Source organism: Streptomyces sp. NBRC 110611 (assembly GCF_001590865.1).
Classification (GTDB): Bacteria; Actinomycetota; Actinomycetes; order Streptomycetales; family Streptomycetaceae; genus Streptomyces.
In genome coordinates this window covers 336354-361439 of record NZ_BBUY01000001.1, presented here as the reverse complement: position 1 = coordinate 361439, position 25086 = coordinate 336354, and the positions used below count along the sequence as shown (strand labels likewise).

Sequence of the window (25086 nt, the reverse complement as noted above, 5' to 3'; positions counted from 1 at the left end):
GGACTTCGGCCGCACCGCTTCCTTACGTGTTCATGCCCCGGTTCGGGCCGCGCTCTACTATGCCCCAGCGAGCACGAAGGGGGAGGACCGGCTGGTCCTCCCCCTTCGGCGGCCCGGAACGCGGCAGTCCGGGACGCGGCAGCCCGGCTGCCTACTACTCCTTGGCGTCCTTCGCCCCCTCGGGCAGCCACCGCTTCCACACGTCCGGATGCTTCTCCGCCCAGCGCTTCGCCGCCTCTTCGGACGAGAGGCCGTCCGAGGCGATCGATTCGGAGACCTCGTTCTGGTCGTCCTTGGTCCAGCTGAAGTTCTTCAGGAACTTCGCGGCGGTGCTGCCGCTCTTGGCGAAGTCGGTGTTGAAGTACTTCTGGAGGGGGACGGTGGGGTACGCGCAGTCGATGGACTCCGGGTCCTTGGCCCCCTTCTCCCCGCAGGCCTCGGTGTACTCGGGGAGTTTGACCTCCACCATCGGCACCTGGTTGAAGAGCCACTGCGGCTCGTACCAGTACGTGAGGAAGGGCTTCTGCTGCTTGGCGAACTGCTTGATCTGGGTGATCTGCGCCGCCTCGGACCCCGCGAACACCACCTCGTAATTGAGGTCGAGGTTCTTCACCAGCGCCTTGTCGTTGGTGACGAAGGACGGGGAGCCGTCGAGGAGTTGGCCCTTCTTGCCGCTCTCCGCGGTGCGGAGCTGGTCGGCGTACTTGTCGAGGTTCTTCCAGTCGGTCACGTCGGGGTGCTTGTCGGCCCAGTACTTGGGGACCCACCAGCCGATGTGGCCGACGACGCCGTTGCCGCCGCCCGCCGTGACCGTCTTCTTGTCCTTGACGTAGCGCTGTTCCTCTTCGGGGTGGCCCCAGTCCTCCAGGATGGCGTCCACCCGGCCCTGGCTGAGCGCGTCCCAGGCCGGCTGCTCGTCCACCTGCACGGTGTCGACGTGGTAGCCGAGCTCGTGCTCAAGAAGGTACTTCGCCACGGCGACGTTCGCCTGTGCGCCGACCCAGGTGCCGATGGGCATACTGACGGACTTGGCGCCGCCCACCGCCGCGTACGGCGAGGCCTGCTTGGTCATGTCGGCGGCACCGCAGCCGCTGAGGGACAGCGTCAGCGCGCCGGCGGCGAGCCCGGCGCCGATGACCGTCCCCCGCCTGCGTGCCGCTGTCCTGGACGTACCTTCCGCTGTCCTGGACGTACCTTCCGGCGCCCCGAGCGTACGTGTCACTGTTCTGCGCGTACGTGCCATGGTTCAGGCTCCCTTCCGCGCGCGGCGTTCCGTCGGCTGCGTGACGCGGTCGAGCGTCAGGCCGAGGCAGACGATGGCCACGCCCGCGACCAGGCCGAGGTCCAGGTCGCCGGTCGCCAGGCCGGTGACGACGTCGTAGCCGAGCGCGCCGCCGCCCACCAGGCCGCCGATGACGACGACCGCGAGGATGAGGACCACTCCCTGGTTGACGGCCAGCAGCATCGAGGGCCGGGCGAGCGGGAGCTGGACCTGGCGCAGGATCTGCCAGCGGGTCGCGCCGAGCGAGCGGGCGGACTCCATCGCCGCCGGGTCGACCTGGCGCAGGCCCTGGGTGGTGATGCGGATGACCGCAGGCAGGGCGTAGACGACCGCCGCCGCCACCGCCGGGGCGCGGCCCACGGCGAAGAGGGCGACCACCGGGATCAGGTACACGAACTGCGGCATGGTCTGCATGACGTCCAGGACCGGGCGCAGCAGCCGCTCGAAGCGTTCGCTGCCCGAGGCCAGGATGCCGATGCCGACGCCGAGGATCAGCGTCACCACGAGGGCGGCGATCACCTGCGAAAAGGTGTCCATGGACGGCTTCCACACGCCCAGGACTCCGATGGCCGCCAGCGCGAGCACCGCGGTCAGGGCGGTACGCCAGGTGCCGATGAGCCAGGCCAGCGCGGCGACGATCAGCAGCGCGCCCCACCAGGGGAGCGCGGTCAGGCCGTCGCGCAGCGGGTCCAGGACCCAGGAGGTGAAGTTCGCGGCCCAGTCGGCGGTGCCGCCGACGACCGGGACTCCGGAGTAGAGGTGGTCGACCATCCACTCCTTGAAGTCGTTGACCGGCGGTGCGATCTCCACGACCCAGCCGGACGGCCAGACCGTGGAGCCGGCGAGCCGGCCCACCAGGGCGAGCGCGGCGGTGACGACGGCGATGCCGGCCCAGCCGCGCCAGCCGCGCAGCAGACGCGGGCCGCCGGCGGAGCCCGGCTTCGGGTTCGTGCGGGCGGGGCGGTCCCCGCCCCCCGCCGCCGCGGTCATCCGGTCCATGACGATCGCCAGCAACACGATCGGGATGGCGGCGGCCAGCGCGGCACCGACGTCGACCGAGGCGAGCGCCTGGTAGACGCGGTCACCGAGGCCACCGGCGCCGATCATGCAGGCGATCACGGCCATCGACAGCGCCATCATGATGGTCTGGTTGAGGCCGAGCAGCAGCTCCCTGCGGGCCAGCGGCAGGCGGGCGGTCAGCAGCCGCTGCCGTCCGGTCGCGCCCAGGGAGGACACGGCCTCCAGGACGCCCGGGTCGGCGCCGCGGAGTCCGAGCGCGGTGAGCCGGGCCATCGGCGGGGCCGCGTAGACGACGGTCGTCAGCAGCGCGGCGGGCACGCCGAGGCCGAAGACCAGCACGACGGGCAGCAGATAGGCGAAGGCCGGCAGCACCTGCATGGTGTCGAGTACGGGCCGCAGCAGGCGGAACATCCGGTCCGACAGCCCGCCGGCGAGGCCGAGGAGCGCGCCGACGACGACCGAGGCGAGCACCGACACGACCATCAGCGCGAGGGTCTGCATCGTCGGCACCCACATGCCGAGCAGACCGCTGAGCGCGAAGGACAGCAGGGCGACGGCGGCGACGCGGCGGCCCGCGACGCGCCAGGCGACGAGGGTGACGCCGGCGGTCACGCCGGTCCAGCCGAGTGTGAGGAGCACGACGTACACGGCCCGTACGGACATGACCACGGCATTGCTGATGTGGCCGAAGAAGTACAGGAACAGCGGGTGGCTGTCGCGGTTGTCGATGATCCAGTCGCTGACCTTGCCCAGCGGCTCGCTCAGGTCGACCGACAGGGACCCGGGCCACATCCCGCTGCCCCAGGTGGCGGCGGCGATCGGGACGAGGACCGCCGCGGCGACGGCGAGCAGCAGGAGCTTGCCGAGGCCGCGGTAGCGGAGGAGCGCCTGGCGCGGAGTGGACTTGGCGGTCCCGGCGGGGCTCTCGGCGGATCCGGTGGAGTCGGTGGATCCGCCGGGGCCGCCGGACCGGCCGGCCTCTCCGGCAGCGGCGGACTCGGCCGTCCTCTCCCGGGCGGGAGCAGTGGTCGCACTCATGCGCGGCCCCGTTTCACCGTGCCGGCCGGCACATTCATCGCGGCTGCCCGCTGGGCCTGGTGCCACTGGCGGCGCGCGGTCGAGGCCAGGGCCTCGGCGGCGGCGCGGAGACGGCCCGTGGCGCCGGCCGGGGCGCCCAGGGTGTGAGCCCGTGTGTGCGTCCGTGTGGGAGCGGTGGTGGTGTACATCAGGCGGCCGCCTCCTCGCGCTCGACGCGGGCGACGACGTTCAGCAGGCAGGCGTGGTCCACGACGCCGATGCAGCGGCCGTCCTCGACGACGCGGGCCGCGCCGCCGGAGCGGGCGACGGCCTCGATGGCGTCGGCGCACAGCGTGTCCGGGGAGAGCGCGGCGCCCTGCCCGTCCTCGCCCGCCTCCGCCGGGCGCATCGCGCGGCGGACGGTGAGGACCTGTTCGCGCGGCACGTCACGGACGAAGTCGCGGACGTAGTCGTCGGCCGGGGAGCCGACGATCTCCTCGGGGGTGCCGAGCTGGACGACCTGGCCGTCGCGCATCAGCGCGATGCGGTCGCCCAGCAGCAGCGCCTCGGAGAGGTCGTGGGTGATGAAGACCATCGTCCGGCCCTCCTCGCGGTGCAGGCGGACGACCTCCTCCTGCATATCGCGCCGGATCAGCGGGTCGAGCGCGCTGAACGGCTCGTCGAAGAGGAGGACTTCGGGGTCCACGGCGAGCGCGCGGGCCAGGCCCACGCGCTGCTGCTGGCCGCCGGACAGCTGTCCGGGGCGGCGCTGTTCGAGGCCGCCGAGGCCGACCTTGTCGACCATCTCCTGGGCCTTGGCGCGCCGTTCGGCCTTGCCCACGCCCTGGATCTCCAGGCCGTACGCGACGTTGTCGAGGACGGTGCGGTGCGGCAGCAGGCCGAAGTGCTGGAAGACCATGGAGACGCGGTTGCGGCGCAGCTCGCGCAGCGCGGTCTTGTCCATGCCCCGCACGTCCTCGCCGTCGATCTCCAGGGTGCCGCTGGTCGGCTCGATGAGCCGGGTCAGGCAGCGTACGAGCGTGGACTTGCCGGAGCCGGACAGGCCCATGACGACGAAGGTCTCGCCCTTGTGGACGTCGAAGGAGACCTCGCGGACGGCCGGGGTGCAGCCGGTGCGCTCGCGCACCTCGGCGGCGGTCAGCCCGTTGAGGGACTCGTCGCCGGGGATGCGCTCGGCCTTCGGGCCGAAGACCTTCCACAGGTCGCGTACGGAGAAGACGACGTCCCGGCCGTTCTCGACGGCGGCGGTGTCGCGGGGCTCGGGTATGCCGGATGCGTCGGCAGCAGCAGCGGTAGCCATGTTTACGCATCACCTCCCTGCGTCGTGGGCTTGACGAGCATTTCGGCGCACTTCTCTCCCACCATCAGGACGCCGATCATCGGGTTCACCGCCGGGATGGTCGGGAAGACGGAGGCGTCGGCGATGCGGATGCCCTGCATGCCCCGGATCTTCAACTCCGGGTCGACGACGGCGAGTTCGTCGTCGGCCGCACCCATCTTGCAGGTGCCCGCCGGGTGGTAGACGGTGTGCGCGGCCTTGCGCACCAGCTCGCTGATCTCCTCGTCGTCGGTGACCTCGGGGCCGGGGAAGACCTCGCGCTTGAGCCACTTGGCGAACGGCTCGGCCTGGGCGATCTCACGGGCCAGCTTGATGCCGTCGACGAGCGTCCGGCCGTCGTAGTCGCCCTCGTCCTCGAAGTACTTGAAGTCCAGGGCGGGCTGGACCTCGGGGTCGGCCGAGGTGAGGTAGAGGCGGCCGCGGGCGCGGGACTTGGGGATGTTCGGGGTCATCGACACGCCGTGCTCGGGGCGTTCGTAGCCCAGTCGCTCGGGGTTGTCGGTGAACGGGATCTGGTAGAAGTGGAACATCAGGTCGGGGCCCTTGTGCTCCGGGTCCCGCTTGACGAACAGCACCGCGTCGGAGTCCATCGCGGAGTTCTCCGGGATCGGCCCGTTGGTCTCCCAGACGATGACCGACTCGGGGTGGTCCTGGAGGTTCTCGCCGACGCCCGGCAGGTCGACCACACAGGGCAGGCCCAGCGCCTCGAGGTCCTTCTTCGGGCCGATGCCGGAGTGCATCAGCAGCCGCGGGGTGTCCACGGCACCGGCGCAGACCAGCACCTCGCGGGCGGCCTCCAGGTAGACCTCCTCGCCGTCCTTCGTACGGACGTGGACGCCCTTGGCCCGGGTGCCGTCCAGCTCCAGCTTGTACGCCCAGGTCTCCAGCAGCAGCGTCAGGTTGGGGCGGTCACCGGCCTCCATGTGGGGGTGGAGGTAGGCGACGGAGGCGGAGGAGCGCTTGTTGTTCTCCGGGTGGTAGGCCAGGTCGAGGAAGCCGACGCCGTCCTCGAAGGGCTTGTCGTTGAAGCCGATGACCTCGGGCACGCCGAGGGCCTTCGTGGTGGCCTCGATCCAGTCGGTGGCGATCTGGTTCTGGTCCTTCTCGGCCACCCGCACGATGTTGTTGCGCAGCTTGGCGAAGTAGGGGTCCATCTCCTTGTAACCCCAGCCAGTGGCGCCCGCGGCCGCCCACTCGTCCCAGTCGGACGGCAGCGGCTTGAAGGAGATCAGGGTGTTGTGCGAGGAGCAGCCCCCCAGAACCTTGGCGCGGCTGTGCAGGATGTGCGAGTTGCCGCGCGGCTGCTCGGTGGTCGTGTACTTGTAGTCCAGCTCACCGCCGAGCAGGCCGAGCCAGCGGCGCAGCGTCAGGACCTCGTCGCGGTCGATGTCGCTGGGGCCGCCCTCGATGACGGCCACCGTGACATTCGGGTCCTCGGTCAGGCGGGACGCGATCACCGATCCTGCGGTTCCGCCGCCGACAACGACGTAGTCATACACGGTCATGGGGGTGCTCCTTCTCCTGCAAAACTGCGGTGTCTGCAAAGTGCGTGCGTGTGCGCGGGGGTGCGAACAGACGGACGTACTGGGCCGGTTGACGGGTCCGGCCGGGGTGACGCGGTGCTCAGCCGGCGAACCAGCGGACCGGCTCGGGCCGGAGGTTCTCGTAGACGTGCTTGCTCTCGCGGTACTCGGCCAGGCCGGCCGGGCCCAGTTCGCGGCCGATGCCGGACTTTCCGAAGCCGCCCCACTCGGCCTGCGGGAGGTAGGGGTGGTAGTCGTTGATCCAGACCGTGCCGTGCCGCAGCCGGGCGGCGACGCGCCGCGCGCGGGCGGTGTCGGCGGAGAAGACCGCTCCGGCCAGGCCGTACTCGGTGTCGTTGGCGAGCGCGACGGCCTCGTCCTCGGTGGTGAAGGTCTCGACCGTCAGGATCGGGCCGAAGGTCTCCTCGCGGACCACCTTCATCTCGCGGTGGCAGCCGTCCAGGACGGTCGGCGCGTAGAAGTAGCCGGCCGCGGGGCGTACGTCGCTGGGCTCGGGGCGCTTGCCGCCGCAGCGCAGCTGGGCACCCTCGGCCAGCGCGGAGGCCACGTACGCCTCGACCTTGTCGAGCTGCTGCTGGGAGACGACCGGGCCGCACTCGACGCCGTCGGCGGTGCCGCGGCCCAGCTTGATCTTCTCGGCGCGGCGGGCGAGTTCGGCGACGAAGCGGTCGCGTACCGACTCCTCGATGATCAGCCGGGAGCCGGCCGAGCAGACCTGGCCGCTGTGGATGAAGGCGGCGTTCAGCGCCTGGTCGACGGCGGTGTCGAAGCCCTCGTCGGTGGCGCAGGCGTCGGCGAAGACGACGTTGGGGTTCTTGCCGCCCAGTTCGAGGGCGATCTTCTTCGCACCCGCGACGGCGGCCGCACCGGCCTTGGTGCCGCTGACCAGGCCGCCGGTGAAGGAGAACAGGTCCACGTCGGGGTGCTCGGCCAGCCGCTGGCCGACCGGCAGGCCCGCGCCGGTGACGATGTTCGCGACACCGGCCGGCGCGCCGGCCTCGACGACCAGCTTGACCAGGTGGACGGTCGAGAGCGGGGTGACCTCGCTCGGCTTGATGACGAAGGTGTTGCCCGCGGCCAGCGCCGGGGCGATCTTCCAACTGGCCTGCAGCAGCGGATAGTTCCAGGGGGTGATCATCGCGCAGACGCCGACCGGCTCGTGCACGACGACGCTGTGCACGTCCGGGTTGCCCGCGTCCACGACCCGTCCGCCGCTCTCGTTCATGACGAGATCGGCGAAGTAGCGGAAGGCGTCGGTCACGCAGTCGACGTCGATCCGGCCCTCCTCCAGCGTCTTGCCGGTGTCGCGGCTCTCGATGAGCGCGATGTCCTCGCGGTCACGCTGGAGCAGGTCGGCGACCCGGCGCAGCAGCGCGGCGCGCTCGGCGACGGGCGTCAGGGACCACTCGCCCCGGCCGCCGTCGAAGGCGCGCTTGGCGGCCGCCACGGCGGCGTCCACATCCTCGGCACCTCCCTCGGCGACGGTGGCGAGGATCGTCGCGTCGGCGGGGTCGAGGACCTCCCGCGAGGCGCCGGATGCGGCCTGACGCCACACCCCGTCTACGTGAATGGTCTCGATTGCCGACACGTTGTGCTGCCTTCCCACTACCTAAATGTGTTCCCGCTGGTCGTCACCAGCAGCTGGGACCCCTCCCCACATCCCGAATACGTATGCCTAAACATTCGCCGAAAGTGACCCGACTCACTTATTGCGGGCCCCAATGCCCCAGAACATCCGCTTAAGGCCTGATAAGCCCCCGCGCTGGCGCCGCCGGTCGGCCGCCGCTCCACTGCCACGGCCCGGCGGCGGGGATAACGGAATGCAGCAGAATGCCCCGTTACGTACCCTGAAGAGCCATATACCCATACGCGCCCCCTCACTGTCGCCCTCCCCGCGTCCCCTCCCCCATCCCCTCCCCTCCGGACCGGAGGTGCCGAGATGACCAGCAGACGCCGTGCCGTCGCCACCACAGCCGCCCTGGCCTGCGGCGCCGCCCTGATCGCCGGAGCCGCGTACATGGGCGCGCCCTCGGCGCCCGGCGACCCCGACGGGGAGGGTGACCTCGCGGGCAAATCCGCCCAGCAGATATCCGACGACGCCCTCGGGGAACTCGTCGCCGCGAAATCCCTGCGGCTGCGCACCCAGACCACCGCCAACCCCACCAAGCTCGACCTCGTCCTGGACCGGGGCGGCAACTGCGCCGGCTCGATCAGCAAGGGTCCGTTCGGCCGCGTGCAGATCATCAAACGCGGGAACAAGGTCTGGCTGAAGCCCGACGCGGCCTTCTGGAAGAGCCAACTGCCCGGCCGCGAGGGCACCGAAGCGGCCGAGAAGTACAAGAACAAGTACCTGCACGGCACCACCCGCGACGACTTCCTGCAGAGCCTCTCCGTCGCCTGTGACCTCACCGCCTTCCAGGAGTCGGCGGTCGGCCCCAGCCAGCCGCCTTCCGGCACCCCGCCGCCCTCCGCCCCGCTGTCGCCCACCCCCACCCCCACCCTCAGCAAGGGCAAGCCCACGGTCCACGAGGGCACCCCGGTCCTCCCCGTCACCAAGAAGTTCGACGGAGTCGTCCAGACCCTCTACGTCGCGACGAACGGCAGGCCCTACCCCCTGAAGCTCACCGCCGAGGCCAACCACCAGATCGGCACGATCCTGCTGAGCAACTACGGGACCCCCGTTCCCACCAAGACGCCCGACCCCCGCGACACCGTCGACGTCGCGGTCTACGAGGACCTGATCCAGGGGACGAAGAGCGTCTGAGCTGCATAACTATGCGTAGGCGTGCCGTAGCCCGGCCTGGGCCCTGGACCCAGGGCCCACGGGCTATCAGCGCTTGGTCAACGGGATCGCGCAGTTGTCGGAGAAGCCCTGGCTGCGCAGGCCCATGGCGCTGTTGATGCGGGAGCGCAGGTTCTCCACCGCCACCATGGTGGTGAGCTCGACGAACGCAGCCTCGCCCAGCTGCCGGCGCAGGCTCCCGGCCAGGTCGTCGGGCACCTCCGGCGGAGTCGCGGTCATCGCGTCCGCGTACTCCATGACCTGGCGCTCCAGCTCCGTGAAGGAGTCCTGGTGTGCCCGCCAGTCCGGCACCTTGCTGATCTTCTCCAGCGGGAGCCCCAGCTTGTCGGCCTCCCAGTAGCCGAAGTCCACACACCACGAGCAGCCGATCGCCGCCGCCGAGGACAGCACCGCCAGGTGCTTGAGCCCCGGATCCAGCGCCTTCCAGCGGGACACCTTCTGCTCAAAGGAGAAGTACTGGCGCAGCAGCTTCGGGTGGTGGCCCAGCGCCAGCGCGGGCTGCGCGACCTCGCCGTACGCGCGTCGGCAGTACCACTCCGCCAAGCGCATCGTGAGCGTGCGGCGCGGGGTGAGAGAGATTCGGGCGGTAGCCATGCCTGTGAGGCCTCCTCGTCGGTTCCGGTGCGTACCGGGGCGTACCGGTGCGTTTGCGGGGCCCGGGAGCGAGCCCTCACCCCAATGACGTACCGGTTCCGTCCGATGTGACATCGGGGGAGCGAGAATGCAGGCATGGCTGAGACAGCGGCGAAGGCAGTGCTGGAAGGCGGGCCCGAGGAGCTGCCCGAGAGGATCGTGCCGGCCGGCCCTCCCGGGGAGGACCTCAAGGTGCCGTTCCGTAACGGCTACGAGCACTTCCGTGCCACCGACCGCAGGCAGAACACCCCCGAGGGTCCGCTCCCGGTCTACGAGTGGTGGGAACGCACCGAGCTGCCCGGGTAACCGAGTTACCAGGCAACGCCGCCCGGGGCGCCGAGCTCAGTTCCCGGGGGCGAAGGCCTGTAGCGCGATCCGCTGGATCCGCTCCTGCTGTGGCCAGTCGGCCTCGGGGCCCAGGACCAGGACGGCGAACTGACGGCCGTCGGCGACGGTGAACGCGCAGTCGACGGCCTTGACGCGGACGCCGAGCCGCTTGCTGTCATAGGCGTAGACCAACTGGGCGGCGTCCGTGCCGGGCGCCCCACCCGTCATCGGCCCGAGGCTGACTTCCTGATAGCCGGGGTTGCCGGACAGCCCCTTGGAGGCCGTACGGAGCGCTTCCTCGGGCGAGATGTCCGGCTCGGTGATCTCGAAGATCTGCACCAGGCCGCGCTCGTCCGGGGTGGTGTAGAAGACCCCGCCCGGGCGCTCGCTGCGCTCCCAGCCGTCCGGTACGGCGATGGTGAACCCCTTGGCGTCGTGGACGAGGTGGTAACCGGCCGGAAGCGAGGGTGAGGGCGAGGGCGAGGCGGACGCAGGGGACGAGGAGCCCGCGGACGGTGCGGTGGACGGCTGGGAGGTGGTGTCGGCGGTGGCGGGGGTCTGTGTGGCGGAAACCGGGGGCCGGGCCGCGGGCGGGGAGTCGCCGTCGCCGCGGTGGAAGAGCAGGTAGCCGCCGTAGGCGGACGCGGCGATCACGGCCACCGCCCCAGCGGCGACCAGCGCGGCGGTACGACGGCGGGTACCGCCACCGCCACCGCCCCCGCCATACGGGCCGGGGAACGGGCCGGGCTCCGGCGCGAACGTCGGCCGTGGCGGCATCGGCCCCGTATAGGATCGGACGGGCTCCGGTGCGCCCTCCTCCCACCGCTGCGTCTCACTGTTCCAGCGGGCCTGGCCGCGGCGCTTCACCGTCAGCCTCCCACCAGGGCCGCGACAGCCTGGCCGACCGCGGCCCCGGAGGCCAGCAGGCCGACGACCGCGCCCGCGTCCGCCAGCGCCGTACGAAGCCGGGCCAGCCGCCCGGCCCCCGCCGCACCGCCCTCCGCGATCTCCGTCTCGGTATCGGCGAGTTCCCCGCGCAGGACCGTGATCTGCGGGGTCTCCACCGCCCGGGCGAGATCCTCACGCAGTTCGCGGACCGCCCGCAGCAGTTCCTGCTGCGCCGGGTCCGCCGGCGCCACGCCGGTTCCCTCGTTGTGGGTCACCGTGTTGTGGTCACCGATGGCGAACGCCCCCTGGACGCTCCCGATATGGATGCCGGCGCCCGTGCTCGTGCCCGGCCCGGTGCCCCTGTCGCGCTCGTCAGCCGTTGCCGCCACGCTACTTCCTCCCCTTCGCCGCAGAGCCCGTCGGGCCGCTGCCGGTGCTGCTGCTCGTGGACCTGCTGGACCTGCTGGAACCGCTGGAACCGCCGGCGTTGTGGGTGATCGTGTTGTGGTCACCGATGCCGATCGCGCCCTGTGCGGACTCGACGTACGTACCGCCCTCGGCGACATGGACGATCCGCTGCTCGAACTCCTCGGTCTGGTAACCGGCCTCGCGCAGCGCGGTGGTCACCCCTGCCGCCACCCGCTGCTGAATGGTCTTCAGATAGCGGGCCACGTCCATGTCCTGGAAGAGCGAGGACTCACCGTACGAACCCAGCTCGCGGACCGCGGCACCGGGCCCCTCGGGGAGCGCCGCGTCATGTCCCGCGGTGGCCAGCCGCCAGGCCGACTGCAGACCGCGCACCAGCGTGAGCACGGCGTCACCCGCGGAGCGGGGCGTACGGGTCAGTGCCCAGACCGCCTTGCCGAAGTGGTGGTGGTGCCGGTACTGGTGGGCGATCCGGTCGGCGTCCTGGAACAGCTGCCGCAGCGGCCACAGCACATGCGGCGCGACCTCCAGCATCAGCATCCCGCCCTGGGTGTGCACCCGTACGAAGACCGTGGTGACCACGCCCTCCTCCCAGCCGCCGACCCGGATCCGCAGGAAGTGCCGACGGGTCTCGCCGCCCTCCTCCACCGCGGCGGCCCGGTGCTGCTCGAACGCCTGGGGCGCGTACGGCGCCGCCTCGCGGGTCGGCAGCCCCTCGGCCGGCAGGAACACGCACTCGTCGATCTCAATGGCCCGGAGCCGGTCGCGGACCGCGTCCGCCGCCGCCGGCGAACCGTGCGGGGACGGCACCCGCAGCGCCGCGACCAGCGGGACGATCCGCGCCAGGATGGCGCTGTTGTCGAGCGGTTCCGCCTTCCGGTCCGACCTCGGATTCAGCTCCACCGACAGCGACCAGGTCTTGTACGACCATCCGGCGCCGCAGAACGGGTCGGCGGCGCGGTACATCACCAGCGGCCCGTGCTGCTCGATGCGCACCCGGTCCATCAGCCGCCGGAAGCGCATCCCCTCGGCCCGCTCGGCGGGGTCGTTCATCACGTCGGGGAAGCGTTCGCGGGACAGCTCACCGGCCAGCACCCGGGCGAACTGGCCCTGTTGCATCCAGACCATCGCGGCCACCAGCAGGGGCAGCAGCAGCGTGACCCACACCTGGAGCAGCCCCGAGTCGGAGCCTGCGCTCGAACCCTGCGCGACTTCCACGTACGAGACGCTGGTGGCGACCCCGGAGAGCGCCCCGTGACCCGAATACCCGCTGTAGCCGCTGTAGCCGCCGTATCCACCGCTCCCGGACGACCCGAACCCCGACAGGAGGTCCGGCAGCAGGTCGGAGACCGAATCCCCCACGCCGCTCCCGAAGGAGGCGCTTCCGGTGAAGGCCGCGATCAGCAGCGCCAGCACGAACAGGAACAGCGTGATCCGCCCGTACCAGCGCAACAGGAAGGAGACACCGCGCGCCAGCCACTGCGGGATGGGCGCCCGGCGGACGAAACGGGCGAGCCCCATGAGGGCCACCGGGAAGACATAGAGCGCCGCCAGCCCGGACGACAGCGGAAGCGCCACGATCCACACGAACAGGATCGCGGCGGCCCAGCCCAGCTCCAGACGGCGGGAGCGCAGCGCGTGGGCGAGCACCCGGGCGGCGTCGATGCCCAGGGAGGGTGCGGCGAACCGCTCCTCGTGGACGTACAGTTCGTCGACGACCGCGTCCCGGAACCCCGCGTCCATGTACGTACCGGCACACAGCAGCCGGGTTGCCTCACTGGCGCCGGGCGGAGTGGCGGGCAGCGAAGACGGCGGCCCGCCCGGACCGCCGGGCCCACCCGGCTCTTTGGTCAGCCATGCGCGGCCCGCAACACCCCCGGGCTCCCCAGGCTGCGCGGGCACATCCATCCGAGACATCGGCCTCCCCCATCACGCCAACGGAAGCCGCAGCATAGGCGAGAGACACACTCCGTGTCAGGCGCTAACCCAAGGTCGCCGACCCGGCGTTCAGCCGACGAACCCGGCTGCCTGGAACTCCCCACCCTTGACGGCCGCGACGAACGACGACCAGTCGGCGGCGGGGAAGGCCAGCACCGGGCCGTCAGCATTCTTACTGTCGCGGACGGGGACGAGGGCGGGGATACCGGGGGCGATTTCGATGCAGTTGCCGCCGTTGTTGCCGCTGTAGCTGCTTTTGACCCAGGTCACCGCGCCGAGTTCGTGCCTGTCCATGCTGCTCGTACCCTTCCATCGCGTCGCTGATCAGAGCGCCGGACTCACGGGCTGACGGAGCGTCCGCCCTCAGCACATCGTAAGCCTGGCTGTGCCGCCTGAAGAGGGCAGGATCGTCGTTGAAATGGCCACGGTCCAACGACTCCGAATACACCCACCGATGTCCGTCGGGGAGTTCGATCAGCGACATGGAGCCGTTGGGGCGCGCGACGTCCGGTCGGTCCGACGGAACCACCTGGATGAGGATGTTGGGGTGTCGTGCAGCCTCCAGCAAGTGCGCGCACTGGTCCCGCATGATGGCTGCGCTTCCCACCATGTTGCGCAGACAACTCTCGTCCAGAAGCGCGATGTACAGCGGGCCTCCGTCGGCCAGGAAGCGCCGTTGTCGACTCAACCGGGCGTGAACGCGCGTCTCGACCTCATCCCCGCTCATGACCTGCGAGAACAGCGCCCACGCATATTCGGGCGTCTGCAACAAGCCGGGGACGATCCGCTCCTGATACTCCCGCAGCTCCACCGTCTCCGCGTCCATCGCGGCCCGGCGCTCGAACCAGTCCGGATGCTGCACCTCCGGATACCAGTCGATCTGCCCCCACAACCGCTCCAACACCCCGCCGGTGCCCAGTATTTCGTCGCAGGTCTTCGCGAAGGAGTCGTGCGGGACGCGCGTGCCCGCCTCCACCCGCGCTACGTGCGAGCGATCGCAGGGGATCTTGCTCGCTAAAACGGCCTGGGTGAGGCCCACCACCTCCCGGTGACGTCCGGGGGCGTGGCCTTCAACCCAGAGAGATTGACGACATGCACCACGTTACGCGGCGGGAGCCCGAGCCGGTAGCCGGTTGTGATGTATGCGCGGCGCTGGCCCGGCAGCGTGCGGCGGCGTACGCCGTCGGGGACAGATCGAAGGCGACCGACTGCAACGTCGAGCTTCGCCGCCACCCCACGCACCACCGACAGTGACAGTCCGGACCCGGCAGCTGTGCGGCTGCCGGGCCCGGTTCCTTTTCGCCGGTCAGGTCAATCCCCTCGTGTTCACCTGGCCGGTTTGGCGCTGACGGTCTTCGCCGGTGATCAGGACAGCCTGATTCCGGCCTTCACCTTGCTGGCCGTGAAGAAGTGGGGCTTGTCGCCGGCGCGCAGGGAGAAGTGGTGCGTCTTGCCCTTGCGGCACACCTTCTTGGACAGGTCGGTGTCCTTGACCTTGCCGCCCTTGTACCACTTCACCAGCGCCTGGGCGCAGATCTTGTCGTTGGACAGCTTCTTGACCCACCCCTTCGCGGCGCGCGTGTTCAGCGTCGTGTACTTGATCTTCGCCACCTTGCGGCCCTGCGCGTCCGTGATGAACGTCTCGGTCCCGGACTGCTGCGCCGAAGAGGCTGCCGCAGCGGCAGCAGTGGTGGTGGCGGGCGAGGAGGGCGCGGCAGTGGCGGCCGGAGCCACGCCGACCAGACCGCCTACTCCGATGACCGCGGTGGCTGTGGTGAGGGCGAGCTTGCGCTTCATGAGATCCGTCCTTGAGTTGCGACTGGGATTCTGCCCCGGGTTCTGACCCTCGTTCCGGCTTGGGTTCTGACCCGGGCTCTGACTTGGGCTGTCAGATGTGCCGGCGCCGGGTCGGCGTCGACATGAACGACCCTGCGGGAGGCGGCCAATTGTCCGAAAGCGCAGCTGGAAGTCGACAAACAACGCGGACAATAGTGCGGTCCGCGGGAGCGAAAGAGGGGGAGCTCATGAGGGCGAACGGACATGAACGGAAGGCCTCGGGCGGGGCGAAAGTGGGGCGGCCGGAAAATCCGGTGGACCCCGAGGCAGGCCCCGTGGAGCGGCTGGCGTGGGAGCTGCGGCGATTACGGGCGGGGGCGGGCGGCCCCAGCTACCGGGCCCTGGCGAAGAAGGCCCACTATTCGGTGAGCACGTTGGCCGCGGCGACCAAGGGGGACCGGCTGCCGTCGTTGGACGTGCTCCTCGCGTTCGCGGAAGCCTGCGGAGGCAAGCGCTCCGAGTGGGAGGCGCGGTGGCGGGCCGCGCTGGAGGCCAGCGAGGGGTGCGCCGGTGAGGAGCCGGCGGCCCGGTGCCCGTATCCCGGGCTCGCGGCCTTCGGCACCGAGGACGCCGACCTGTTCTTCGGGCGCATGGCGTTGGTGAAGGAACTGTCCGCCGGCGTGGAACAGAGCCCGCTGACGGCCGTGTTCGGCGCCTCGGGCAGCGGCAAGTCATCACTGCTGCGGGCCGGACTGCTGCCGGAGCTGGGGCCCCACTGGCACACCGTCTCGCTGACTCCGGGGGCGCACCCGCTGACCGCGCTGGCCGACGCCGTGAGCCGAGTCATCGGTACGCGTGCCGACGCCGTAGCGCTGTCAGGGCTCGCCCAAGAGCCACAGCAGCTGGAACTGGCCTTGCACACCTGGCTGTCGGGGCGCCCGGAGGAGGAGCGGGTGCTCCTGGTCATCGACCAGTTCGAGGAGGCGTTCACGCTCTGCGCCGACGAAGCGGAACGCGCCGTGTTCCACTCCGCCCTGGCCGAGCTGGCCGGTGCCCAGTCGCCCCGGCTCCGGCTGGTCATCGGCGTACGGGACGACTTCTACGGCCAGTGCTTCGCCCACCGCGGGCTGCGGGCCGCACTGCACGAAGGCAGACAGGTGCCGGTCTGCCTGCCCTCCCGCGACGAGCTGCGCGAGATCATCGTCGAACCCGCGGCGCGGGCCGGGGTCACGGTCGACCCCGAGCTGGTGGCGACCGTCCTCGCCGAGGCCACGGACCAGCCCGGCGCCCTCCCGCTGGTGGCGCATGCCCTGCGCGAAACCTGGCGCCGCCGCCACGGCCCCGCCCCTGCTGCCCTGCGTCTGGACGACTACCGCGCCACCGGCGGTATGCGCGGCGCCGTGGCCCAGACCGCCGAGGCGGTCTACGCGGGCGAATCCCCCGCCCGCCAGTCCCTGATGCGGGCCGTCTTCCTCCGCCTCACCGCACTCGGCGACGGCGTCGAGGACACCCGCCGCCGGGTATCACGCGCCGAACTCACCGGCCTGGCGGCCTCCGCAGCCGCCGCGCCGGCCGGCACCACCTGCCGCGGCACCACCTGCCGCGGCACCGCCGACGCCCCGCCGCCTGATGGCGCGGGCTACGACGACGTGGCCGCACTGCTGCGCCGGCTGGCCGCCGCCCGTCTCATCGTGCTGGCCGACGGTACGGTCGAGGTCGCCCACGAAGCCGTCATACGGGCCTGGCCCCGGCTGCGGCGCTGGCTCACCGAGGACCGGGACGCGCTGCGGGTCCACCGCCGTCTCTCCGCGGCCGCCCAGCACTGGGACGAACTGGCCCGTGACCCGGACGCGCTCTACCGCGGCGGGCAGCTGGAGGACGCCCGAGCCTGGGCACGGGAGCACGGCCGCGGCGCCCTCAACTCCCTGGAGTCCGGCTTCCTCGACGCCTCGGTACGCGCCGCCCACCGGTGCGAGCGCCGGGCCCGCCGCAGCATGATCACCCTCAGCGCCCTGCTGTGCCTCGCCCTCGTCGCCGCCGGCCTGGCGTACCAGCGGGGCCGCCAGGCGGAGAACGAACGACGCACGGCCATGTCCGGCGCACTGGCCGCAACGGCCCTCGGATTGGTGGGCGAGCAGCCGGAGCGGGCCATGCGCCTGGCCCTGCGCGGCTACCGCCAGGCACACACCACCGAAGCCCGTAGCAGCTTGCTGAGCACCTACGCGGCCTACCACGCCACCGAACTCACCGGGCACACCCGCACGGTGACCACGGTCGCCTTCTCCCCCTCGGGCACCACACTGGCTACGGCTTCGGAAGACCACACCGTGAAGTTGTGGAACCCGGCGAACGGCAGGCTGCTCGGCACGCTCCTCGGGCACTCGGCCCCACTCACCACGGTGGCCTTCAGCCCCGACGGCCGCACACTGGCCAGCGCGAGCACCGACGGTACGGCGCGCCTGTGGGACCTCAAAGCCGAACGTACAAAGGCCGTGCTCAAGGCAAACCCCAGCCGGTTGACCGGCTTGGCCTTCAGTTCCGACGGCCGCACGCTGGCCATTTCCTCGGAGGACACGACCACGCGGCTGTGGGACCTGGCAAGCCGACGGGTACGGTCCGTTCTCCGGCAGCCGGGAAAGGTCCGGGCCATCGCGTTCAGCCCCGACGGCCGGACGGTGGCCACCGGCGGCGAGGACCGCAGGGTCAGGCTGTGGGACGCCGGCACCGGTGCCCAGCGCGCCCGCTCGGCGCAACGGGGTGACTACGCCATCATCGCCGTTGCCTTCAGTCCCGATGGTCGCACTGTGGCAACAAGTTCCCCCTCGGACGGCGTCACGCTGCGGCGCACCTCGGACCTCAGCCAGCGTGCCCGTTTGGAGGATGACGACATCAGCATGACGTCGCTCGCCTTCGCCCCGAACGGGAAAACCCTGTTCATCCGCTGCGAGCACTGGGGTGTACGAGCGTGGGAACTCGCCTCACACGAGAGCACGATGATGGTCACTTCTCCTGACGAGCCCGTCGGCCGGAGTTCCACGCTCGCGGTCAGCCCGGACGGCAAGCAGGTCGCCGCTGCGGAGGGTGCCCGGATCACGGTGTGGAGCACCGAAAGCGGCCGGGCAACGTCCAAGTTTCCTGAGGAAGGTCAGCCTCTCGTCCCCGCGTTCAGCCCTGATGGGACCGAGCTTGCCGTCCCCCACACCTTGGGGGCCGACACAGTCACCCGCTGGAACCCGGCGACCCGGAAAATACAGGGCAATCTGCCCGGCCCGCCCTTCGTGCGCAGCATCGCCTACACCCCGGACGGACATATGGCGGCCGTCGCCAACCCGGACCGCGGCACGGTCGAACTGTGGCAGCTGACCCGCCGGAGCGGACACCGGGTGGCCGTCCTGGGACACCACGACCAGGGCAGGGGGCCGATGTCGGTAGCGGTGTCTCCCGACGGCCGGACGGTGGCGAGTGGCGGCGCGGACCACACGGTTCGCTTGTGGGACGTGGCATCCCGCACACCACTCGCCGTGCTACGAGGGCACCAAGCGGTGGTGGAATCGGTGCGCTTCAGCCCGGACGGACGTACGCTGATCAGCGCCGCCGAGGACAACACGGCGCGGCTCTGGGACGTAGCCGCCCGCCGCGCGTCCGGCATCCTGAAAGGGCATCACGGGGAGGTGAAGGCCGCCACGTTCAGCCCTGACGGCAGGATCATCGGCACCGCGTCCCAGGACGGCACGGCCCGGCTGTGGGACAGCGCTTCGCGGAAGCCGATCGCCACCCTGACGAGCCGCACCGGCCCGGTTTACGGGATCGCCTTCAGCCGCGACGGCCACACCGTCGCCACCGCGGGAGGCGACCGGTCCGTCCGCCTCTGGGACAGCCGCACACACCGCCGGACCGCCGTTCTCAAAGGCCACACCGACGAGATCTATTTCATGGCGTTCAGCCCGGACGGACACACCCTCGCCACCACGAGCGCCGACCACACCACCCGCCTGTGGGAGACCGACCCCGAACGCGCCGCCGCCGCCATCGAAGCCGGGCAGGAACACCAGCGGCCCTAGGGCCTGAACAGGGACCAGAAGCGTGACGTTCCCTCAATGCCCCGAGCCCGCACGGCGTTGTGACCGTGCGGGCTCGGATCAGAAGCGAGGGCTCAGATGAGGCCGAGGCCGCGGACCGCGTCGCGCTCCTCCTCCAGCTCCTTGACCGACGCGTCGATGCGCGCGCGGGAGAAGTCGTTGATCTCCAGGCCCTGGACGATCTCGTACGTGCCGTTCTTGGTGGTGACGGGGAAGGAGGAGATCAGGCCCTCCGGGACACCGTAGGAGCCGTCCGACGGAATGCCCATGGAGGTCCAGTCGCCCTCGGCGGTGCCGTTGACCCAGGTGTGGACGTGGTCGATGGCGGCGTTGGCGGCGGAGGCCGCGGAGGACGCACCACGGGCCTCGATGATCGCCGCACCGCGCTTGGCGACGGTCGGAATGAAGGTGTCGGCCAGCCACTGCTCGTCGTTGACGGCCTCGGCGGCGTTCTTGCCGGCGACCTCGGCGTGGAAGATGTCCGGGTACTGGGTGGCGGAGTGGTTGCCCCAGATGGTGAGCTTGCGGATCTCGCTCACCGGGGTGCCGGTCTTCTGCGCGAGCTGCGAGACGGCGCGGTTGTGGTCCAGGCGGGTCATCGCGGTGAAGCGCCCGGCCGGCACGTCCGGCGCGGCGGCCTGGGCGATCAGCGCGTTGGTGTTGGCGGGGTTGCCGACGACCAGGACCTTGATGTCGTCCGCGGCGTGGTCGTTGATGGCCTTGCCCTGCGGCTTGAAGATACCGCCGTTGGCCTCCAGGAGGTCACCGCGCTCCATGCCCTTCGTACGGGGGCGGGCGCCGACCAGCAGGGCGACGTTCGTGCCGTCGAAGGCGACGTTCGGGTCGTCGGTGATCTCGATACCGCGCAGCAGCGGGAAGGCGCAGTCGTCGAGTTCCATCGCGGTGCCCTCGGCGGCCTTCAGGCCCTGCGGGATCTCCAGGAGGCGCAGCTTGACCGGCACGTCCGCGCCGAGCAGATGACCGGAAGCGATGCGGAAGAGGAGTGCGTAACCGATCTGGCCGGCGGCGCCGGTGACGGTGACATTGACGGGAGTGCGGGTCATGGCGATCTCCTGCGCGGTGTTTACCGGGTTTACCGGGGGCAAGGCCCTGTACCACCTGGGGTGGCGGTGGGTGTCCCTGCCCTGCTATCGGGGTCTCTTGGTATCGAGAGACCCGGCCGTCAGGCTATCGGACCACTGCCCGCGGCAGGCGGCGGGCCGGTGTGGAACACCTCACCGGTGGAACACCTCTCCGGGCGCGCCGTCCCCCGTAGGAGGTATGGCGGCCGCCCGCTCAGGGAGGGGAGGCGGACGACCGCCGAGTGGTGCCACACCCGTGGGGGGTATTGATGCGCATGCCCGGGATACCGGCGAGCATGCGACCGTCCTCGCGGCAGGCCTTCACCGACGGCGATTACCGGCCAGTGGCCCGGGCGTGCCCTGGGTGCCCTGGGCCATGCCTTTTGGATCAGCCCGGGCCCGCGACGCACTCCCGGGGCGCGCCGTCCGCCGGGTAGAGGCAGAGCAGGATGTCCTGCGGTCCGCGCGCCGCCGCGGCCATCGACGTGACCAGGTACCCCTCGGCGTCGAAGCGGTCCTTCACCCGTACCGACCGCGGCTTCACCCCCGGCACCACGATCTCCATCCGGTCGCCGATCCGGCCGCTGCGGAGCCGTCCCCAGGCCGCGCCGCACGCCTCGGCGTAACGGATCTCAATGTGCCGCCCTCCGGCGGTGGTTCGCTCCGTGAGCTTCTCCACCAGATCCGCGACTCCGCAGGACATCGAGTACGGGTCCTCGCCGTCGCACGCCGACCCGCGACAGCCGGTCACCACGGAGGGCGTGGGCGCGGCGTTCGCCCCTCCCCCGCCCGGGTCCTGCCCCCGCCCCTCTCCGGCCCAAAGGGCCAGCGCCGCGACGATCGCCAGCCCGCCGAGCCCCGCACCGGCCGCCAACGGCACACCCCGGCGCCGGAGCCAGGGCCGAAGCCGAGGTCGAGGCCGTCGTGACGCCTTCCGGGGCCCGGCATCGCTCCGTACGAGGTCGCTCCGCCCGGTGTCCGTTCCGCCCGGTGCCGCCCGGCCGCTCCAGGCGGCGTCCGCCAGTTCCCACAGCGCCACCAGCCGCCCGGCCGGCTCACCGGCAAGTCGGCACAGCGCCTCCACCGCATCGCGCGGCGGCAGCTTCTTGCCGTTGAGGTAGCGCTCCCACGACGACTTGCTGTACGCGGTCCGGGCGGCGAGCGCCACCAGGCTCAGCCCCGTACGCGCCCTCAACTCCCGCAATCCGGAGGCCAGTCGGGCGCTCTCGACGCCGTCACGAAGCTCGCTGCGGTTGCCGCTCACCGGCGGAGCACCTTCCAGGTGTCGGGCCCCACGATCCCGTCCGGCGGCAGCCCGGCCCGGCTCTGCAGACGCTTGGCGGCGCGCATGGTGCGCTCGCCGACGATGCCGTCCACCGGGCCCGGGTCGAACCCGTGGTGGCGCAGCAGACACTGCGCCTCGACGGTCTCCCAGCCGCTGACGCCGTTGCCCAGGATCGCCGTGGCGGTACGGCTGTGCCCGGCGGACAGGGCGCCTGCCGTGCGCCGCACCTGGCAGGTGAAGGTCTCCCCCGGCCGTCGGCTGAACGTCGGTGCGGCGCTGACGCTCCGGCCGACCACCGTGGTGTCCGTACCCGGCCGGGCATCGGTGTCGTGCGCGTGCTGCCACGGCCGGACGACCAGCAGCACCGCACCGGCCACGACGAGCACGGCCAGCACGGCCAGCACAGCCGGCACGGCCGGCCCCCCTCGGGAGGCCAGCGGTCCACCCCGTGCACCCTTCGCACCCTTCGCGCCCTCTGCGTCCTCTACGTCCTTGGCGACAGCCGTGCCCCCGGCGATGGCATCCGGCCCCGCTTCGGCACCGACGGTGGCCGGCTCCCCCTCCCGGCCGGATTCCCAGGCCTGTGCCGCGACCTCGTGCAGTACCAGCAGCCGGGTCGCGTCGACGCCGCAGACCCGTGCCAGCGCCTCCACCGCATCGCGCGGCGGCAGCTTCTTGCCGTTGAGGTAGCGCTCCCACGACGACTTGCTGTACGAGGTCTTGGCGGCGAGCGCGGCCAGGCTGAGTCCGCTGTGGTCTTTCAGTCTCCGAAGCTGTACGACGAGCTGCCGCACCCGATGGTCGAGTGATGCGGGCAGCCCCTTCCAACGCGACATGTTCCACCCCATACGCGTTCGTTGCCCCCCGAGGCATGAGCCCCCTTGTGCTCAGATGATGGCCCGGATCCGCCCTCCGGTTCCCGTTTTCCCGCATTCCGCACGGCATCCGGACATCCGGACCACCTCGTCTCCGGCTCCTCCGTCCCAGCGCGACGTCCGGTGCGGCGCCATCCCCGCAGGTCAGCGCCGGGGACGTCCCACGGAGTCCCGGCTGGTGCGGGACCGCTGGCAAGCCCGTGCCGGGACCGGGCACAGTCGGTGTCGCACCACCCCGGGCGGCGCGGTCCACCCCGCGCCGCCTCCGCCAGTAACGGGGGAGGACGGCGGCCCGTCCTCTGTCGGGGGAGAGGACGGGCCGCCGTCACATGCCGATGTAGGCCGCGAGATGCTCACCGGTGAGGGTGGAGCGGGCGGCGACCAGGTCGGCGGGGGTGCCCTCGAAGACGACCCGGCCGCCGTCGTGGCCGGCGCCGGGGCCGAGGTCGATGATCCAGTCGGCGTGCGCCATGACCGCCTGGTGGTGCTCGATGACGATGACCGACTTACCGGAGTCGACGAGCCGGTCGAGCAGGCCGAGCAGCTGCTCGACATCGGCGAGGTGCAGGCCGGTGGTCGGCTCGTCGAGTACGAAGACCTGGCGGTCGCCGCCCTTGTCGGCCATGTGCGTGGCCAGCTTGAGCCGCTGCCGCTCGCCACCGGACAGGGTGGTGAGCGGCTGGCCGAGGGTGAGGTAGCCGAGCCCGACGTCCACGAGCCGGCCCAGGATGCGGTGCGCGGCCGGCGTGCGCGCCTCGCCGGCGCCGAAGAACTCCACGGCCTCGGTGACCGGCATCGCGAGTACCTCGCTGATGTCGCGGCCGCCGAGGTGGTGGTCGAGGACCGAGGCCTCGAACCGCTTCCCCTCGCACTCCTCGCAGGTGGTGGCGGTGCCGGCCATCATCGCCAGGTCCGTGAAGATGACGCCGGCGCCGTTGCAGGTGGGGCAGGCACCTTCGGAGTTGGCGCTGAACAGCGCCGGCTTCACGCCGTTGGCCTTCGCGAACGCCTTGCGGATCGGGTCGAGCAGTCCGGTGTACGTCGCCGGGTTGCTCCGCCTGGAACCGCGGATCGCGCCCTGGTCCACCGATACCACGCCCTGGCCGGCCGCCCCCGCCGGCCGGCACAGCGACCCGTGGATGAGCGAGCTCTTGCCCGAGCCGGCGACGCCGGTGACGACGGTGAGCACCCCGAGCGGGACGTCGACGTCGACGCCGCGCAGGTTGTGCGCCGTCGCGCCGCGGATCGGAAGGCTGCCGGTGGGCTTGCGCACCGTCTTCTTGAGAGCGGCCCGGTCGTCGAGATGGCGCCCGGTGATCGTGCCGCTGGCCCGCAGCCCGTCGACGGTGCCCTCGAAGCAGACGGTGCCGCCCGCCGTTCCGGCGCCGGGGCCGAGGTCGACGACGTGGTCGGCGACCGCGATGGCCTCCGGCTTGTGCTCGACGACGAGCACCGTGTTGCCCTTGTCCCGCAGCCGGAGCAGCAGGTCGTTCATCCGCTGGATGTCGTGGGGGTGCAGGCCCGTGGTGGGCTCGTCGAAGACGTAGGTGACGTCGGTGAGCGAGGAGCCGAGGTGGCGGATCATCTTGACGCGCTGCGCCTCGCCGCCCGACAGGGTGCCCGAGGCCCGGTCCAGTGCGAGGTAGCCGAGCCCGATCTCCACGAACGAGTCGAGGGTGTGCTGCAGCGCGGTGAGCAGCGGCGCGACGGACGGATCCGCGATGCCGCGGAGCCATTCGGCCAGGTCCCTGATCTCCATCGCGCAGGCGTCGGCGATGCTGATCTTCTTGATCTTCGACGAGCGGGCCGCCTCGCTGAGCCGGGTGCCGTCGCACTCGGGGCAGGTGGCGAAGGTGACCGCCCGGTCCACGAAGGCCCGGATGTGCGGCTGCATCGCCTCGCGGTCCTTGGACAGGAACGACTTCTGGATCTTCGGGATCAGCCCCTCGTAGGTGAGGTTGACGCCGTTGATCTTCACCTTGGTCGGCTCGCGGTGGAGGAAGTCGTGCCGCTCCTTCTTGGTGTACTTGCCGATCGGCTTGTCCGGATCGAAGAAGCCCGACTCCCTGATGACCCGCACCACCCAGCCGTCCCCGGTGTAGCCGGGGATGCTGAACGGGTCCTCGGCGAGCGACTTGGCGTCGTCGTAGAGCTGGGTGAGGTCGATGTCGGAGACCGCGCCCCGGCCTTCGCAGCGCGTGCACATGCCGCCGGTGCGGCTGAAGGTCACCTTCTGGGTCCGGGTCTTTTCGGTGCCGCGGTCGACCGTGAGGCCCCCGCTCGCCGAGACCGAGGCGACGTTGAAGGAGTACGCACCGGGCGGGCCGATATGCGGCTTCCCGAGCCGGCTGAAGAGGATGCGCAGCATCGCGTTGGCGTCGGTGGCGGTGCCGACCGTGGAGCGGGGATCGGTCCCCATCCGCTGCTGGTCGACGATGATCGCGGTGGTCAGCCCGTCGAGTACGTCGACCTCGGGCCGCGCCAGCGTCGGCATGAAGCCCTGCACGAAGGCGCTGTACGTCTCGTTGATCAGCCGCTGCGACTCCGCGGCGATGGTGTCGAACACCAGTGAGCTCTTGCCCGAGCCGGAGACCCCGGTGAACACCGTCAGCCGCCGCTTCGGGATCGCGACGCTGACGTCCTTGAGGTTGTTCACGCGCGCGCCGTGCACGCGGATCAGGTCGTGGCTGTCGGCGTCGTGCGGCGCAGGGGACTGCGTGTCCGCCCTGGACATGCTCATCGTGTCTCCAT

At 71.1% G+C, this 25086-nt stretch carries 20 protein-coding genes; 3 read left to right on the top strand and 17 right to left on the bottom strand.

Going from position 1 to position 25086, the window contains the following annotated elements:
• Positions 1–154: 154 nt before the first annotated feature.
• The 6 genes from AZE13_RS01555 to AZE13_RS01530 all read right to left on the bottom strand — a co-directional run bounded on the left by AZE13_RS01555 (position 155) and on the right by AZE13_RS01530 (position 7811).
• Positions 155–1243, bottom strand: a complete 1089-nt coding sequence (locus tag AZE13_RS01555; protein WP_079123586.1) for an ABC transporter substrate-binding protein — start codon at positions 1241–1243, stop codon at positions 155–157.
• Positions 1244–1246: 3 nt separating this feature from the next.
• Positions 1247–3340, bottom strand: a complete 2094-nt coding sequence (locus AZE13_RS01550; protein WP_066925852.1) for an ABC transporter permease — start codon at positions 3338–3340, stop codon at positions 1247–1249.
• On the bottom strand, positions 3337–3528 hold the full coding sequence (locus tag AZE13_RS36660; RefSeq protein WP_066925849.1) for a hypothetical protein: 192 nt from the start codon (positions 3526–3528) through the stop codon (positions 3337–3339). Before AZE13_RS36660 ends, AZE13_RS01550 begins: the two co-directional genes overlap by 4 nt.
• Entirely contained in the window at positions 3528–4640 is a 1113-nt protein-coding gene (locus tag AZE13_RS01540) for a glycine betaine/L-proline ABC transporter ATP-binding protein (RefSeq protein ID WP_066925847.1), read from the bottom strand. The genes AZE13_RS36660 and AZE13_RS01540 overlap by 1 nt, the downstream gene beginning before the upstream one ends.
• Before the next feature lie 2 nt (positions 4641–4642).
• On the bottom strand, positions 4643–6184 hold the full coding sequence (locus AZE13_RS01535) for a GMC family oxidoreductase (RefSeq protein WP_066925844.1): 1542 nt from the start codon (positions 6182–6184) through the stop codon (positions 4643–4645).
• 118 nt (positions 6185–6302) lie between these two features.
• The gene (locus AZE13_RS01530) at positions 6303–7811 is read right to left on the bottom strand and encodes an aldehyde dehydrogenase family protein (protein WP_066927079.1); all 1509 of its coding nucleotides are present in this window, start codon (positions 7809–7811) and stop codon (positions 6303–6305) included.
• Positions 7812–8162: 351 nt separating this feature from the next.
• Between AZE13_RS01530 and AZE13_RS01525 the strand changes: the two genes are divergently transcribed.
• On the top strand, positions 8163–8987 hold the full coding sequence (locus AZE13_RS01525; RefSeq protein ID WP_066925841.1) for a hypothetical protein: 825 nt from the start codon (positions 8163–8165) through the stop codon (positions 8985–8987).
• Positions 8988–9053: 66 nt separating this feature from the next.
• Here the strand turns inward: AZE13_RS01525 and AZE13_RS01520 are convergent, their stop codons facing one another.
• Positions 9054–9620, bottom strand: coding sequence for a carboxymuconolactone decarboxylase family protein (locus tag AZE13_RS01520; protein ID WP_066925838.1), 567 nt, complete (start codon positions 9618–9620; stop codon positions 9054–9056).
• Positions 9621–9755: 135 nt separating this feature from the next.
• Here AZE13_RS01520 and AZE13_RS01515 point away from each other — a divergent pair, with 135 nt between their 5' ends.
• Complete coding sequence (locus tag AZE13_RS01515; protein WP_066925836.1) at positions 9756–9965, top strand: DUF5988 family protein; 210 nt, start codon at positions 9756–9758, stop codon at positions 9963–9965.
• Between the two features lie 36 nt (positions 9966–10001).
• Here the strand turns inward: AZE13_RS01515 and AZE13_RS01510 are convergent, their stop codons facing one another.
• The 6 genes from AZE13_RS01510 to AZE13_RS01490 all read right to left on the bottom strand — a co-directional run bounded on the left by AZE13_RS01510 (position 10002) and on the right by AZE13_RS01490 (position 15035).
• Positions 10002–10763, bottom strand: coding sequence for a hypothetical protein (locus AZE13_RS01510; RefSeq protein ID WP_258527528.1), 762 nt, complete (start codon positions 10761–10763; stop codon positions 10002–10004).
• Between the two features lie 92 nt (positions 10764–10855).
• On the bottom strand, positions 10856–11263 hold the full coding sequence (locus tag AZE13_RS01505; protein WP_066925830.1) for a hypothetical protein: 408 nt from the start codon (positions 11261–11263) through the stop codon (positions 10856–10858).
• A 1-nt stretch (position 11264) separates the two neighbouring features.
• Complete coding sequence (locus AZE13_RS01500) at positions 11265–13043, bottom strand: hypothetical protein (RefSeq protein WP_258527527.1); 1779 nt, start codon at positions 13041–13043, stop codon at positions 11265–11267.
• Between the two features lie 264 nt (positions 13044–13307).
• On the bottom strand, positions 13308–13508 hold the full coding sequence (locus AZE13_RS37735; RefSeq protein WP_258527526.1) for a DUF397 domain-containing protein: 201 nt from the start codon (positions 13506–13508) through the stop codon (positions 13308–13310).
• Positions 13411–14280: a helix-turn-helix transcriptional regulator gene (locus AZE13_RS37425; RefSeq protein ID WP_066925827.1), complete on the bottom strand. Its 870-nt coding sequence runs from the start codon at positions 14278–14280 to the stop codon at positions 13411–13413. The genes AZE13_RS37735 and AZE13_RS37425 overlap by 98 nt, the downstream gene beginning before the upstream one ends.
• Before the next feature lie 323 nt (positions 14281–14603).
• The gene (locus tag AZE13_RS01490) at positions 14604–15035 is read right to left on the bottom strand and encodes a hypothetical protein (protein ID WP_066925824.1); all 432 of its coding nucleotides are present in this window, start codon (positions 15033–15035) and stop codon (positions 14604–14606) included.
• A gap of 227 nt (positions 15036–15262) precedes the next feature.
• On the opposite strand from AZE13_RS01490, the gene AZE13_RS01485 reads away from it, so the two are divergent.
• Positions 15263–19075, top strand: coding sequence for a helix-turn-helix domain-containing protein (locus AZE13_RS01485; protein WP_181690219.1), 3813 nt, complete (start codon positions 15263–15265; stop codon positions 19073–19075).
• A 92-nt stretch (positions 19076–19167) separates the two neighbouring features.
• On the opposite strand, the gene AZE13_RS01480 is transcribed toward AZE13_RS01485, so the two are convergent.
• The 4 genes from AZE13_RS01480 to AZE13_RS01465 all read right to left on the bottom strand — a co-directional run bounded on the left by AZE13_RS01480 (position 19168) and on the right by AZE13_RS01465 (position 25075).
• Positions 19168–20157, bottom strand: a complete 990-nt coding sequence (locus AZE13_RS01480; RefSeq protein ID WP_066925818.1) for a malate dehydrogenase — start codon at positions 20155–20157, stop codon at positions 19168–19170.
• A 406-nt stretch (positions 20158–20563) separates the two neighbouring features.
• Entirely contained in the window at positions 20564–21439 is an 876-nt protein-coding gene (locus tag AZE13_RS01475) for an XRE family transcriptional regulator (protein ID WP_066925814.1), read from the bottom strand.
• Positions 21436–22296, bottom strand: coding sequence for a helix-turn-helix domain-containing protein (locus tag AZE13_RS01470; protein ID WP_066927075.1), 861 nt, complete (start codon positions 22294–22296; stop codon positions 21436–21438). The genes AZE13_RS01475 and AZE13_RS01470 overlap by 4 nt, the downstream gene beginning before the upstream one ends.
• Positions 22297–22660: 364 nt before the next feature.
• Positions 22661–25075, bottom strand: coding sequence for an excinuclease ABC subunit UvrA (locus AZE13_RS01465; RefSeq protein ID WP_066925811.1), 2415 nt, complete (start codon positions 25073–25075; stop codon positions 22661–22663).
• Between the last annotated feature and the right edge of the window lie 11 nt (positions 25076–25086).

Bases quoted from the DNA above. Each gene is read 5' to 3' on its own strand.
- AZE13_RS01555 (WP_079123586.1), bottom strand. From the start codon at position 1,243: ATGGCACGTACGCGCAGAACAGTGACACGTACGCTCGGGGCGCCGGAA.
- AZE13_RS01550 (WP_066925852.1), bottom strand. From the start codon at position 3,340: ATGAGTGCGACCACTGCTCCCGCCCGGGAGAGGACGGCCGAGTCCGCC.
- AZE13_RS36660 (WP_066925849.1), bottom strand. From the start codon at position 3,528: ATGTACACCACCACCGCTCCCACACGGACGCACACACGGGCTCACACC.
- AZE13_RS01540 (WP_066925847.1), bottom strand. From the start codon at position 4,640: ATGGCTACCGCTGCTGCTGCCGACGCATCCGGCATACCCGAGCCCCGC.
- AZE13_RS01535 (WP_066925844.1), bottom strand. From the start codon at position 6,184: ATGACCGTGTATGACTACGTCGTTGTCGGCGGCGGAACCGCAGGATCG.
- AZE13_RS01525 (WP_066925841.1), top strand. From the start codon at position 8,163: ATGACCAGCAGACGCCGTGCCGTCGCCACCACAGCCGCCCTGGCCTGC.
- AZE13_RS01520 (WP_066925838.1), bottom strand. From the start codon at position 9,620: ATGGCTACCGCCCGAATCTCTCTCACCCCGCGCCGCACGCTCACGATG.
- AZE13_RS01515 (WP_066925836.1), top strand. From the start codon at position 9,756: ATGGCTGAGACAGCGGCGAAGGCAGTGCTGGAAGGCGGGCCCGAGGAG.
- AZE13_RS01510 (WP_258527528.1), bottom strand. From the start codon at position 10,763: ATGCCGCCACGGCCGACGTTCGCGCCGGAGCCCGGCCCGTTCCCCGGC.
- AZE13_RS01500 (WP_258527527.1), bottom strand. From the start codon at position 13,043: ATGGACGCGGGGTTCCGGGACGCGGTCGTCGACGAACTGTACGTCCAC.
- AZE13_RS01490 (WP_066925824.1), bottom strand. From the start codon at position 15,035: ATGAAGCGCAAGCTCGCCCTCACCACAGCCACCGCGGTCATCGGAGTA.
- AZE13_RS01485 (WP_181690219.1), top strand. From the start codon at position 15,263: ATGAGGGCGAACGGACATGAACGGAAGGCCTCGGGCGGGGCGAAAGTG.
- AZE13_RS01480 (WP_066925818.1), bottom strand. From the start codon at position 20,157: ATGACCCGCACTCCCGTCAATGTCACCGTCACCGGCGCCGCCGGCCAG.
- AZE13_RS01470 (WP_066927075.1), bottom strand. From the start codon at position 22,296: ATGTCGCGTTGGAAGGGGCTGCCCGCATCACTCGACCATCGGGTGCGG.
- AZE13_RS01465 (WP_066925811.1), bottom strand. From the start codon at position 25,075: ATGAGCATGTCCAGGGCGGACACGCAGTCCCCTGCGCCGCACGACGCC.